The sequence below is a fragment of the Sporanaerobium hydrogeniformans genome (assembly GCF_002735925.1).
GTDB lineage: Bacteria > Bacillota > Clostridia > Lachnospirales > Cellulosilyticaceae > Sporanaerobium > Sporanaerobium hydrogeniformans.
Window position 1 is genome coordinate 1 of record NZ_PEDL01000010.1, and the last position, 14,595, is coordinate 14,595.

The window sequence follows — 14,595 nt, forward strand, 5'->3', positions numbered from 1 at the left end:
GGCATAGCAGAGAAGCCAAGTCTGGAAGGGATAAACGCTGAAGGCATCTAAGCGTGAAGCCCCCCTCAAGATAAGACTTCCCATTCCGAAAGGAAGTAAGACCCCTTAGAGACTATGAGGTAGATAGGCTTAGGCTGTAAGTGCAGTAATGCATGTAGGTACTAAGTACTAACGGTTCGAGGGTTTGACCTAAAATAGGATGGTATGACCATCACAACGGTTAAAACAAAGTATGTCGTAGTATTTGTTTTTGAGAGTATAAGTGAAAAAAGCCTTATTAAAAGCAGAAAAACTGCTTTTTGAATAAGGCTTTTTGTGTTTTTTATTTTCAGATATCTACCTATGATTGATATAAAGGTATTCATTTGATTTATTATAATTTATCTTTTTGTCTATTTTTACTATTTATCAACTAATAAAAGCTGTCGGTTACGTATGATTTGGTTACTTTTTTGTTGTTGATAATGTCAAAAAAAGAAAAAAGTGAAAAATTATGCAATAAATGGTAGAATTATTTGCTGAATAGTATAAAAATTATATACAATTTATTGAGTTATTTATATAATAGAAAATAAATTCATTTTTGTAAATAAAAGGGGGATATTACGATGATAAATCATGTATTAAATGGAAAAAAAAGAGACACTAAGAATCTTACAGTTGTAAGACTTTTTGAGAAGCAAGCTATAGAAAATCAAAATAAAATGGCACTAAAGTTTAGGGATAAAACCTTCACATATAAAGAACTTAATCAGAAGGGTAATCAAGTGGCACATTATTTGAGAAGTATAGGGGTTAAGAATGGAGAGCTAGTAGGAATATATCTTGAAAGATCAGAACAAATGATTGTTGTATTACTAGGAATATTAAAGGCTGGAGCTGTTTATGTACCTCTTGATCCTACCCACCCACAAGAAAGAAATAACTATATTATCAAAAAATCAGCTATGAAGTGGCTTATGACACATACTGAATTAGAAGGTGATGTTACTCATGAAGGCCTGCAAAAGATATGTATAGATCAAAAATGGGAAGTTATTGAAAAAGGGTGTTGTGAAAATTTAGATATAAATTATAAAGAGAGTGATTTAGCGTATGTTATTTTTACTTCTGGTTCTACAGGAAAACCTAAAGGAGTTGCTATAAGGCATGAGGGTGTAGCGAATTACTTATTATGTATGAGAGAGACACTTGACTTGTCAGGTGATGAAAGAGCACTTGCAACAATAACTATTACATTTGATGTTTCAGTTTCTGAAATATTTCTGCCTTTAATAAGTGGAGCAACTTTAATATTTGTTGGGAGTGAAGAAGTAAAAGATGGCATGAAGCTTAAGGCTTTAATAGATGAAGAAGGTATTACGCTTATGCAGCCTACACCGTCTACATTATATATGCTTTTAGATGCAGGCTGGAAAGGTAATCAGAGACTAAGCATAGTAGTAGGTGGAGAAGCTTGGAATATTCAGTTAGCTAAGAAATTAATGGAAGACGAAATTAAATCACTATGGAATGTTTATGGTCCTACTGAAACTACCATTTATTCTACTATAGCAAAAATAACTAGTGAGAATACCTTTATACCACTAGGTCAGCCAATTGACCAAACAACATTGTATGTATTAGATGAAAAAATGAATCCTATAGAAGTAGGTGAAGAGGGGGAACTTTATATTGGTGGAGTTGGTGTGGCTAAAGGTTATTTAAATAATGAAGAACTAACAAGAGAAAGTTTTATACAAAATCCTTTTGGAGAAGAGCAAGAACGCATATATAAAACAGGAGATATTATTAAGCGTGTAGATAAAGAAACACTGGCTTATATTGGTAGAAAGGATTTTCAGGTTAAAATAAGAGGTTTTCGTATTGAACTTGGTGAAATTGAAAAAGCCATACTGATGCAACCTGGAGTAAGTCAAGCTGTTGTAGTAGCAGTTACAAAGGACAAAGATACTAGATTGTGTGCTTATGTTAAGGGATTAATAAATAATTCATTAAATACTCTTGAGGTAAGGCATAACTTAGAAAAGTTATTGCCACCTTATATGATTCCTAACTTCATTATAGCATTAGAAGAATTCCCCCAAACGAGTAACGGTAAGATTGATCGCAAAGCACTTATGAATCAGGAGGTACAGAGTATAGAAACAAATGATTATGTTGCGCCTAGAACAGAATTTGAGCAAGAAATAGCTAATTTGTGGGAAGAATTGTTGGATATAGAGGGAATAGGGATTAAAGAAAACTTTTTAGAGCTGGGTGGTCACTCATTAATGGCTAATCGCCTTATTATTCGTATGAATAAGTCCTTTGGAACAACTCTAACATTACTAGATATCTTGTCTTCTAAGCTCACTATAGAAGATATGGCAAGAATAGTGGAAGATAATTTACTAAGTAATCTTTCTGAAGAAGAATTGGAAGAATTATTAAGTGAAGTAGCAGAGGAGGAGGAGAATGGCTAATATTATCTTAGTCACCCATTGGACAGGGGGAGACGTCATTCCGTTTATTAAGCTAGGTTATCATCTCAAGAATGAAGGACATGAGGTCACCTTATTTACTCACTGTGAATATGAGTTGCAGGCTAAAGAAAAAAAATTAGACTTTGTGGCTCTTGATAACCCAGAACTTTATAAGCAAATGAATGAAGAGTTATACCAATTAGCAGATCCTATCAATAAGAGAGAAGAATGTATAGAATTTCAGCTTAAATATCATGGCAAAGAAAGGTTATTAGCTGAATATGAAAAGATAGTACCCTATTGTAATAAGCCTGAAACCATTATCCTAGCTAGGCACCGTTCAAGTGTATCAGGTTTATTGGTAGCAGAAAAGTTAAAATTACCTTATGCATCTGTAGTACTTGCACCTAATTACTTTTCACATATGGATCTACATGACAAAATATTTGGACAAGAGTTAATAAAAGAAATTAATAAAGTTAGAATGCAGTTAGACTTACCACAGATAAAAAGTTGGAAAAACTGGCTATATAGTCCTAAATCCATGTGGGGGATTTGGCCGGAATGGTTTGCTAGTAAAACTGAAGATTGGCCTCAAGGTGTATCAACTATAGGATTCTTTGAGCAAGAGATAGATGAAAATGAATTATTTGATCCAACAATTGAAAGGCTATTAGAAACTACTGAACCTATTGTTTTAATTTCTGGGGGAAGCAGTGAGATGGTAAGTCCTAGGTTTTATGAAGTGGCGGTTAAGGCATGTGAGCAGGCAGGTTTTAGGGGCATATTAGTTACGAAATATGAAAGGCTTGTACCAAAGGATTTACCAAGTCCTATTCTATGGGTAAAACAAATACATTTAGTAAGTCTTATGAGGAGAGTAAATATCATTATTCATCATGGAGGAATGGGAACACTAAATGAGGCCATTAGTGCAGGAATTCCACAAATTATTATGCCGCATTTGACAGATGGACCAGATAATGCCGAAAGACTTGTTAAATTAGGTATAGCAAAATCCTTTGCTAAAGCAAGATGGGATAGTGACTTAATAGCTGAAGCTATTGTAACTTCTTTACAACCAGAGGTTATAGAAAAATGCAGATATTATCAAGAACAGAATGAAGAAATATATAAGCAAAGACGTTGGGTGAAGTTGATTAATGAGATAAAGCCCTATGAAGGAATAATACAGGAACCATTAGAAAAAGTACAGCTAGTTAAAAAGAAAGAAGTTTTACAAGAAGACAACAGACGTGAGCAGTTACTTGCCATTATTAAAAGAAAAAGAAAGGAGTGATGAGAACTATGGGAAATGTTGTGATCGTTACACATTGGTTAGATGGAGATGTTATTCCATTTGTAAGAATTGGAAAAGTGCTTAGAGATAGAGGACATAAGGTAACACTCCTTACACATTGTCATTTTGAGAAAATGGCTAAAGAGGCAGGCTTAGACTTTGAACCATGGGATACACCAGAAGAGTACAAACAGTTAGTAGAAGAAATGAATGGTGGGATTGTATTAGGGATAAACAATGAGGATTTTAAAAAAAAGCATGAAAGCTTTGAAGTTAGGATGAAAGAATATGACAAGATCTTGAAATACTGTAAAGAAGAAAATACAGTTATTTTATGTAAGAATAGGTCAAGTATAGCAGCTCATATGGTTGCTGAGAAGTATGAATTACCATTAGCCTCTGTAATGATGAACCCAACAGAAGTAGTAAGTATGATTTCTTTTGATAGACTTTATGGAAAAAAAGATATACCTCTTTGTAATAAATTAAGAGAAGAGATAGGATTACCTCCTATTAAAAGTTGGCTACAATGGGAGAGCAGCCCTAGTATGACTCTTGCTTTTTGGCCAAGCTGGTATGCTAAGCCAGAACAAAATTGGCCTCGTCCTATAGAAACGATAGGTTTTCCTATTGAAGAAGGAAAGGAAGCTATAAAAAGAGAGATACCTGAAGATTTCAAGATATGGCTTAAGGAACATGAGAAGCCTTTACTTATTTCAGGAGGTACTACAAAGCTTATTGATCCACTTTTTTATCCAATGAGTATAGCGGCAGCTGAGCTTTTAAATAAACCAACCATTGTCTTAAGCAGATATAAAGAATTACTTCCAGAAGAATTACCAGCTAATGTGAGGTGGTATTCCTATTTGCCCTTAGATGAAATTATGCCTTATTTAGGAGGTTTGATTCATCATGGGGGGATGGGGACATTATCAGGAGCTCTTAGAGGAGGGGTTCCCCAATTAATCCTACCTTGTTTTGTGGATAGGCCTTATAATGCTGCTTTAATAAAAGAACTCGGAGTAGGCAATTATCTTTATAGACCTAAGTGGAAGCCAGAAACTATTGCTAAGGCTGTAAAGGAGTTGATGGTACCAGAGATAAAAGAAAGATGCCTTATATATGCAGGAAAAATGAAGCAAAATAATGGGGTATCTATTGCAGCTGATAAGGTGGAAAGCCTAATGAAAGAACCCCAATATATCTATAGATTTAACCATGATTATAATGGCTATGATTATGAATTAGGAGAAAAAGAGGAAGAAGAAAGGAGTAAAAAAAATAAAATTTTTAAAGATCTAACAAAAGAGCAAAAAATGAAACTTTTATTCCATATAAGAAATAGGGGGGGATGCTGACGTGGAAGAGCAAGAAAAAAGAGTTTTATCTTTACAGCAAAGGCGTATGCTTATTGAAAAGAATAAGAAAAAACAAGCTTTACAGGATATTTCTTGTGTTTGCCGAAAACCAGGAGAAAATATCTTTCCTGCCTCTTTTTCTCAACGAAGGATATGGTTCATGTACCAACTAAAACCTAATAGTATTGAGTATAATGTGCCAGAAGCTTATATTATAAAAGGAAAATTTAGTTTAGTTCACTGCCGTGAAGCATTTGATGAAATTGTTTCAAGACATGAGGTACTTAGGACTACTTTTAGAGAAATTGAAGGTGAACCTATGCAAGTTGTTCATCCTCATAAAAAATCAGCTTTTGAATACCTAGATTTTTCTCCAATGGAAGAAGGTAAAGAAAAAGATTTAATTATTGATCAAGAGGTAAAGAAAGCTACTAATTGTATATTTGATTTGGAAAAAGGTCCTCTTATACAATTTTTATTGATAAAAAAACAAGAAAATATACATATTTTAGTTATAGTAGCACATCATAGTGTAATTGATTCATGGTCCCTAAGTATTTTAAGGAGAGAATTTCAAGTTATCTATCAAAGTAAATGTCAATCAAAAGACGTAATTCCTTTAGCTCCTCTTAAAGTGCAATATGGTGATTTTGCTTTGTGGCAACAGAAAAACATGACCAGCAAAAAGTTGTCAAAACAACTTGACTATTGGGTCAGTAAGTTAAAAGATTATATCGAGGATATAAAGTTACCAACAGATTTTAACAGACCACCTATACGAACAGCTAGGGGGGCAGCCCATAGCTTTAATAGTTCTCCCCAATTAGCAAAACAAATAAAAAAGTTGGCAAGTGAAAATGATTGTACAACATTTATGGTACTACTTTCTGCTTTTCAAATTCTCCTTTATCATTATACTCATCAAGAACGAATAGTAGTAGGAACGACTGCTAGCTCTAGACCAACCCCAGAGACTGAGGAAATAATAGGCTTCTTTATTAATAATTTAACCTTTAACACCTATATTGGTGATAAACCATCCTTTAAAGACTATTTGTTACGTGTAAAAGATGAAACGCTTGCTATGTATAAGAATCAAGAGGTACCCTTTGAAAAGGTGGTAGAAGCATTACATTTAAAACGAGACTTAAGCCGTACAGCTATTTACCAAGTTATGTTTAATTATTTAAGTGCAGCAGGAGATCACTCTGAGATGAAAGAATTAAATAGTCAGATGTATGGACTAGGAGGAAGTAAAGCAACTACTGATTTAAATCTATTTGCATGGGAAGAAGAAGATAGTATTCACTTTAACTTTGAATATTGTACAGATTTATTTAGAGAGTCTACTATACAACGTTTAGGGCAACATTATATTACCCTACTTAATAGTATAGTGGAAGATAGTACAAGAACAATTGATAAAATGCCTTTATTAACAAGCATCGAAAGAGAATGCCTGTTAAGTAGGGGGAAAAGGCAAATGATATCAGTAGATTCCAGTATAGTTATACACCGCCTATTTGAAGAGCAGGTAAACAAAGCGCCCAAACATACAGCGGTTTATTTTGAGGGGAAAGAAGTAAGTTATGAAGAATTAAATCAGAATGCTAATAAAGTAGCCCATTATTTGTTAGATTTAGGTATAACACCAGGTACTAAAATAGGTCTCTTTATGGATCGTTCTATAGAAATGATTATAGCTATGCTAGGAGTATTAAAAGCAGGTGGAGCTTATGTACCATTAGACCCTACTTATCCTGCAAACCGTATTAGCAGTATTATAGAGAGAGCTAGAACTAGGCATATACTTACTCAAAGACATTTACTAGCTAGTTTTCCTGAAATGGATAAAATACAATTAGTAGGCATAGATACTTTATTAGAAGGAAATAATGGGATGAAAAATCCTGACTTAGAGTTATCTGGTGAAGCACTGATGTATATACTTTTTACATCTGGTTCAACAGGTGAACCTAAAGGTGTAATGATTAAGCATAGAAATTATGTGAGCTATATAAAAGCAATTACTAAAAGGTTAGAAATGAATGAACCTCTTAGCTTTGCAATTGTTACTACCTTTGCTGCAGATTTAGGTAGTTTTAATATCTTTGCTCCCCTTCTAACTGGAGGATGTGTTCATGTTATTGCTTATGAACGAGCTACTGACCCTGATTGGCTAGCTGCTTATTTTAAGGTTCATCCTATAGATGTCATTAAGATGGTTCCTAGTCATTATGAAGCACTCCAAGTAGGAAAAGATGCCAAAAGTATAGTGCCTAGAAAGATGATTATCTTTGCAGGAGAAACTTTAAGGCAAGAGATACCTAAAAAGGTATGGGAATATAATCCTAATTGTAGAGTATTTAATAACTATGGACCAACAGAAACAACAGTATCTGTTTTGGCTTATGAGGTAAAGAAAGATAAGGTAAGAGAAGGATACCCCATCCCACTAGGAACTCCTTTAGAAAATAGTTATGTTTATGTACTAGATGAAAATAAACAGCTCGTACCATTTGGGGTGATTGGAGAACTTTATATTGGGGGAGAAGGGGTATCTGAAGGATATTTGGAGAGGGAGGACTTGACAAGAGAGAGATTTCTATATGATCCTTTTGATAGTGAAGGAAAAAGAAAGTTATATAAAAGTGGTGACTTGGTAAGATGTCTAGAGGATGGTAGTATTGAATTTGTTGGAAGGGCAGATAGGCAGATTAAAATAAGAGGTTATCGAGTAGAGTTAGGTGCTATTGAAAGAGTCACTCAGGAGCATGAAGCAGTACAAGAAGCTATAGCACAGGTGGCTACAGAAAAGGATGGAAGCAGTAGACTAATTGTCTATATAACCTTACATAAAGAGTTATTAACCTTTAATACAACAGTTTTAAGAAAGTACTTAAAAAATAAGTTGCCAGATTATATGGTACCAAATTCTTTTGTAGTTCTAAAAAGTATACCTATTAATGCTAACGGTAAAATTGACTACAAAGCACTTCCTATACCAGATAGAAGCCAAGAAGAAAGTGAAGCTTATGTGGCACCTAGAAATGAGTGGGAGGAAAAGTTAGCAACTATATGGTGTGAAGTCTTAGGAATCAAAAAGGTTGGAATAGATGATAATTTTTTTGACTTAGGAGGGGAATCATTTAAAGCTATTAAGATAACTAGAAAAATAGGAAAGAATGTTAGTGTTATTGACCTCTTTAAGTTTCCTACTATAAGAGAGCTAAGTCATCGTCTTTTGGGAGAAGTTCAAGAAGAAGAAGGGCGTTTGATAAAATTGACACCTAATACTCAAAAGAACATCTTAATGAATTATATTTGTTTTCCTTTTGCTGCAGGAAGTGCTATTTCCTTTCAGCCACTAGCTAATGAGCTACCTGAAAATTGTGCTTTATACGGTGTTCGCATGCCGGGGCGAGACTTTTCAAAACCAGAGGATATAGGAGGTACTATAGAGAGCATTGTACATGAATGTGTTACCGAAATTCAGGAGAAAGTACAAGGACCCATCAGTATTTATGCACAATGTATAGCAGGAGCTTGGGGACTGCTTCTTGCCTATGAATTGAGGAAGCAGGGCATAAAAGTAGTAACACTATTTGAAGCGGCTAATTTTCCCTCGCCAAGGCTTCCAGGAAAAATAAGTGAATGGTGGTCAAAACTTTTCCCAGCAGATAGATGGATGTCTAATCGCGTCTATAGAGAAACTCTAAGAAGTCTTGGTAATGAAGATGATATGGGAAATGTAGAGGAGGAGAATTTTCTTATTGCAGGCATTAGACATGAAGTAAGATTAGGAGAAGATTTTTTCTCTAAAACTTACTATGATTCAACGTTTGAAAAAGTAGATGTACCTATCTGTTGTATTATAGGAGAACAGGATCGTAGTACAGAGTACTATCAGGAAAGATACCATGAATGGGAGCGATACAGCGATCAGGTGAGTTTGAATGTAATTAAAGAAGCAGGACACTTTTTTCAGAAACACCAACCTAAACAACTATGTGGTATTATGACTGAAAAAATAATGCAATACATGGAAGATGAAAGACTTCTAGTTGTTAAAAATAAGAAAGAAGAAAAAACTTCCTTTGAACTAATAGAGGGAGGAAAGAAAAGCATAAAAGACGAAGGAAGTATGAAACTTTTCTTCATTATTATTTTGGGACAAGTTATCTCTATCTTAGGATCAAATCTGTCTAGCTTTGCTACTGGTATTTGGATTTATAATCAGACAGGTTCAATAGGCAACTTTAGTGCTATCTCTGTATGTGCATTGGTTCCAAGTATTATTTTTGCTCCTTTAGCAGGTGTTGTAGCAGACTACTATGATAAGAGAAAAATTATGATATTAGGTGATTTATGTTCTGTTTTAGGAACCCTGCTTGTATTGGTCATGTATAGCTTAGGCAGATTGGAAGTATGGCATATTTGTTTGGCAGTTGTTGTTTCATCTACAGGTGGTGCATTTCAAAGCCCAGCTTTTTTATCAGCCATTCCTATTCTTGTGCCCAAGCGTTACTTAGGTCAGGCAAATGGAATTTTGCAGTTTGTTACATCTGGAGGACAAATGCTAGGACCTATTTTGGGAGCAGGAGCACTTTATTTATTAGGTATGAAAGGCGTATTGTTTATGGATTTCATTACTTGTTTTGCTACAGTAGGCACACTTCTTTGTATAAAGTTCCCTAATAGGAGTTTCAAGAAGCGAGAAGAACCATTTATCAAAGAGCTTATTGGTGGCTGGTACTATATTATGAAAAGATATAGTTTAGTAGTAATGGTAGCATTCTTTGTAGTTGCTAACTTTCTAATGAGTTTAGTTACGGTGCTTTTTACCCCATTAGCTATTGCACTATCTACAGTAAAAGGGCTAGGCTTTGTATTAGGAGCTAATGCTGCTGGAGTTGTGTTAGGATCTATTATTATGAGTTTATGGGGGGGAACTAAAAGAAGAGCTAATGGTATGGTTGGATTTTTAATACTTAGTGGAGTTTCTATTATAATAATGGGAATTAGGCCATCTGCTTTATTACTTGGAATAGGACTATTTTTATTTGGGATATCTATAGCTTTTGTAGATACACATTGGCAGATTATGATTCAAACCAAAGTAGGATTAGAATTACAAGGAAGGGTCTTTTCCATTAATCAAATGTTAGTATCTGTCTTTAGACCTATGGCATTTTTATTAGCAGCACCTTTATGTGAAAAAATATTTGAGCCTATGATGATGAGTAAATCGCCTATTGTAGAGAGCATTAAACTGATAATAGGAACGGGAGATACTAGAGGGATGGGGCTTTTATTTGTTAGTGTAGGCTTAGTATTATTTATTTGGAGCATTTTAGGATTTAATTATAAGCCGCTACGCAATATGGAAGATTATTTACCAGATGCTATTCCAGGACCTGTTATTTATAAAGATAAAGATAAGATTCAGGCAAGTATTGATCGTGCAGTGAGCTAAGAGTAAAAAGATAAAGGGGGAAATGCTATGAAAAAGGCATATCTTACCATAGATGATGGGCCTTCAGCATTTAGAAAAGAGCGAGTAGATATTTTGAAAAAATATGACATTCAAGCTATTTGGTTTAGTTCGGGAGAGTATCTTTTAAAGAGGGAAGAAGAAGCTATCTATACCATAAAAAATGGAGGGGTTATAGGTAATCATTCCTATAACCATCCTCATTTTTCTGCTGTAGTGTTGGAAGAATGTTATCAGCAAATAAAACGAACAGATGAAATTATTGAAGCGCTTTATAAAGAAGCTGGGGTGGAACGACCTATTAAAGCATTTAGATTTCCTTATGGTGATAAGGGAGTTGAAAAAGCATTTTATGATTTAGATTATAGTTTTGAAGAAAAGAAGAGAGTTGAAGCTATTCAAGGTTTTTTAAAAGAATTAGGGTATCAAACCTTGGAGTTTAAAGATATTCATTATGGGTATTTTCAAAGGCTAAAAGAAAAGAAGCACATTGATTGGTACTGGACTTATGATGCAATGGAATGGTGTATTTTTCAAGAAAGACCACCTTATGGCATAAAAACATTAGAAGATATATTGGAGCTTATGGAAATAGATTTACCTGAACGTTGGATGGGGCTTAATAATAAAAAATCAAATGAAATTATTGTAGTCCATGATCATGATCAGACTCTGGAATTTTTTGAACCTATTATTAAAGCATTCTTAGATAAGGGTATTAATTTTAAAAAATATACTAAGGATATGAGGCACTAATATGGAGATTTATGGGATTTATTTATCTTTCCATAAGGCTGATGAAATAATAGAAAAATATAAAGAGCAACTTATGCCAGCAAAAAGAAAGCGACTTGTAAGGCTGAGAAAGAAAGAGGATCAATTAAGGCTATTAGCAGGTGATTTATTAATGCAATATGGGCTATATCAAGAATTTGGCTTAGAACCTAAACAACTTGAGATAGTCTATAATACTTATGGTAAACCATATATATCAGGATATAAATACTGCTATTTTAATATTAGTCATTCCCATGAATGGGTGGTATGTGCTATAGATAAAAGTGAAATGGGTATAGATATTGAGAAGGTTGAAGAGATAGATCTTGATATGATTAAGATAATCTGTAATCAAGAGGAATATAAGATATTTTACTCAAAAAGGATAAGTAATTATCAAGCAAAACTCTATGAAATGTGGACTATTAAAGAAAGTTATACGAAAGGCTTAGGAAGGGGATTATCAATACCTTTTTCTCAGATAAACATTAATGAGAAAAAAAAATGAAGTAGCCTTATTTAATAATCAGAAATCTACAAAAAGGTATTATAAGAAAAGCAAACAGATAGAAGGATATGAACTGGCAGTATGCACTAAGAAACCTATACAAAAAATAAAAATAAAGCAAGTAGAGCTTTTTTATTAAGGTCTTTTTGTATATAATTGTATGCTCAAAGAGAAAATGGTATGCTAGTAGTATAGGAAAATAAAATAGAAAGTGTGGAGGCGGTAAGTAGGATGAAAATACTTTTTATTGGGGGTACGGGTACTATTAGTGCAGGGATTACTAGGGAATTAATTAAGAATCCAAAGATTGAGCTTTATTTGATTAATCGTGGTTCACGTAGTGAGGAATTTGCAGATAAAGTTACTTTTATAAAAGGAGATATTAATAAGGAGGCTGAGATAGCAAAAAAAATAGAAGGCTTACAATTTGATGTAGTAGCTGATTTTATTGGTTATTTGCCAGAACATATAGAAAGAGATTATCGTTTATTTAAGGGTAAAACCAAGCAATTTATGTACATAAGTTCTGCATCTGCTTATCAAAAACCATTAAATGATTATAGGATTACAGAAGCAACACCTGTTTCTAATCCTTATTGGGAATACTCTAGAAACAAGATAGCTTGTGAAGACTATTTGATAAAATTATACCGTAATGAAGGATTTCCAGTAACGATTATCCGTCCAAGCCATACTTATGATGAACGTTCGGTACCAGTTGGGGTGCGAGGAGAAAAAGGAAGCTGGCAAGTTATTAAAAGGATACTTGAAGGAAAGCCAGTTATTATTCATGGAGATGGGACCTCACTTTGGACGATGACACATGCGTGTGATTTTGCTAAAGGCTTTATAGGACTTATGGGAAATTTCCGTGCAATTGGAGAAACTATACACATTACATCCGATGAAACCTTGACATGGAATCAAATTTATCAGTGCATTGCAAATGCTTTAGGAGTGGAACTACATGCTTATCATGTAGCTTCTGAATTTTTAGCAGCAGTAAGTAAGTATGATTTTATAGGTGGATTAATAGGGGATAAAGCCAACTCCGTTGTATTTGATAATAGTAAATTAAAGCGATTAGTACCTGATTTTGTGGCAACTAAACATTTTGAAGAAGGTATTAAAGAAACCATTGACTATGTACTTACTCATGAAGAGTGTCAAAAAGAAGATCAGGCATTTGATGCATGGTGTAATTATGTTATAGAGGTATTAGAAGAAGCAAAAAATACTTTGGCAAATAAAAAGCAATGTACCCAGCTAATGTAGTACCAATCTCTTTTTTAAAATAAGGAATAAGGTTATTTGGAAATAAGAGCTTCATAAGAAATAGAGATTAAAAAAATATATAGCAGGTAAAAATAATAAAATATAAATAGATAAAAGAGTGTTATAAGGTTAGGAAGCTAATTTTATAGCACTTTTTTTATATGTGTAATTCCTAAAAACATGTAAAAATATATATAAAATTTTATATAAACGTTTATATAAAGTGGAATATAAAAAATAACCAATAAATAGAGGTAAAAAGTTTTATTAATTTGAACTTTAAATATAAAAATATACAAAATAAACAAAAAGTATAATATAATTTAAATATTATATGTTAACAGTTGTTTATAATTTAAAGAATAGAATATAATTTAATTACAAAGGAGATATAAAATTTTGAAAACAAGCATAAGACAAATTAGTCAAATTACAGGATTTTCTATAGCAACCGTTTCAAATGCACTAAACGGTAAGAAGGGTGTTAACAAAGAAACTGCAGAAAAAATTTTGAAGGTTGCTAAGGCGCATGGTTACCTTAGTGAAAGGAAAATCACAAATATTAACTTTGTGATTTGTAAGAAAAGTGGTGATATTATATCCGATACGCCTTTCTTTTCAGCACTAATAGAGGGTGTAGAAATGGAAAGTAGGAAATGTGGGTATCGCACAGTTATCCAAAAGCTCGATCAATCTAGTGTGGAATATGAAAGCATACTGGAAGGAATTTTAAATGATGGGGCATCAGGTATTTTACTACTAGCTACTGAGCTTAGTGAGGAGGACATCAAGGATTTTGAACGTGCAGTGAGTCCATTGGTTATTGTAGATAGCTGGTATACCAAGAGCAAATTTGATGCTGTATTAATTAATAATACAGACTCTGTAACAGCTGCAGTAGAGTACCTTATAGGGAAAGGACATAGAGAGATTGGCTATTTAAAAAGTCAATTAAGGATTAAAAATTTTACCTATAGAGCTCAAGGTTATAGGCGTGCCCTTTTGCAAAGAAGAATACCAATTAATGAGGAATTTCAAGTGAAATTGACACCTACTACAGAAGGTGCCTATAGGGATATGGATTCTTATTTACGCACATCACCCAAGCTTCCAACAGCTTTTGTAGCGGATAATGACATTATAGCTTTAGCTGCTATCAAAGCATTAAAGCAGCATGGATATAAGGTCCCTCAAGATATTTCTGTTATTGGTTTTGATGACTTACCTTTTTGTAATATATCTTCACCTAGTCTAACGACAGTTAGGGTATTTAAACAGGACATGGGGAGATTGGCTGTTAGAAAATTAATTGACCGTATTCAAAATGGTGTAGGGATCAACACGAAAACAGAAATAGGAACAGAATTTATAGAAAGAGATAGTGTGTGTGAATTAAAAAAAAGTAATGGAGGATGAGT

At 33.6% G+C, this 14,595-nt stretch carries 8 protein-coding genes and 1 rRNA gene; all 9 read left to right on the forward strand.

From position 1 onward, the window contains the following. A 23S ribosomal RNA gene (locus CS063_RS10050) occupies positions 1-192 on the forward strand; the annotation flags it as partial. 416 nt (positions 193-608) lie between these two features. Next, entirely contained in the window at positions 609-2,465 is a 1,857-nt protein-coding gene (locus tag CS063_RS10055) for a non-ribosomal peptide synthetase (protein ID WP_099449576.1), read from the forward strand. After that, positions 2,458-3,765, forward strand: coding sequence for a glycosyltransferase (locus CS063_RS10060; protein WP_099449577.1), 1,308 nt, complete (start codon positions 2,458-2,460; stop codon positions 3,763-3,765). The genes CS063_RS10055 and CS063_RS10060 overlap by 8 nt, the downstream gene beginning before the upstream one ends. 8 nt (positions 3,766-3,773) lie before the next feature. Continuing rightward, on the forward strand, positions 3,774-5,123 hold the full coding sequence (locus CS063_RS10065) for a glycosyltransferase (RefSeq protein WP_180270748.1): 1,350 nt from the start codon (positions 3,774-3,776) through the stop codon (positions 5,121-5,123). A 1-nt stretch (position 5,124) separates the two neighbouring features. After that, positions 5,125-10,599, forward strand: coding sequence for a non-ribosomal peptide synthetase/MFS transporter (locus CS063_RS10070; RefSeq protein ID WP_099449579.1), 5,475 nt, complete (start codon positions 5,125-5,127; stop codon positions 10,597-10,599). A gap of 27 nt (positions 10,600-10,626) precedes the next feature. After that, positions 10,627-11,373 carry a polysaccharide deacetylase family protein gene (locus CS063_RS10075; protein ID WP_099449580.1) on the forward strand — a complete coding sequence of 249 codons (747 nt, stop codon included), beginning with the start codon at positions 10,627-10,629 and terminating at the stop codon, positions 11,371-11,373. Between the two features lies 1 nt (position 11,374). Then, a complete protein-coding gene (locus CS063_RS10080) occupies positions 11,375-11,902 on the forward strand; it encodes a 4'-phosphopantetheinyl transferase family protein (protein ID WP_099449581.1) in 528 nt (175 codons plus the stop codon). Between the two features lie 231 nt (positions 11,903-12,133). Then, a complete protein-coding gene (locus tag CS063_RS10085) occupies positions 12,134-13,177 on the forward strand; it encodes an NAD-dependent epimerase/dehydratase family protein (RefSeq protein ID WP_099449582.1) in 1,044 nt (347 codons plus the stop codon). A gap of 399 nt (positions 13,178-13,576) precedes the next feature. Next, positions 13,577-14,593: a LacI family DNA-binding transcriptional regulator gene (locus tag CS063_RS10090; protein WP_099449583.1), complete on the forward strand. Its 1,017-nt coding sequence runs from the start codon at positions 13,577-13,579 to the stop codon at positions 14,591-14,593. Positions 14,594-14,595 lie beyond the last annotated feature (2 nt).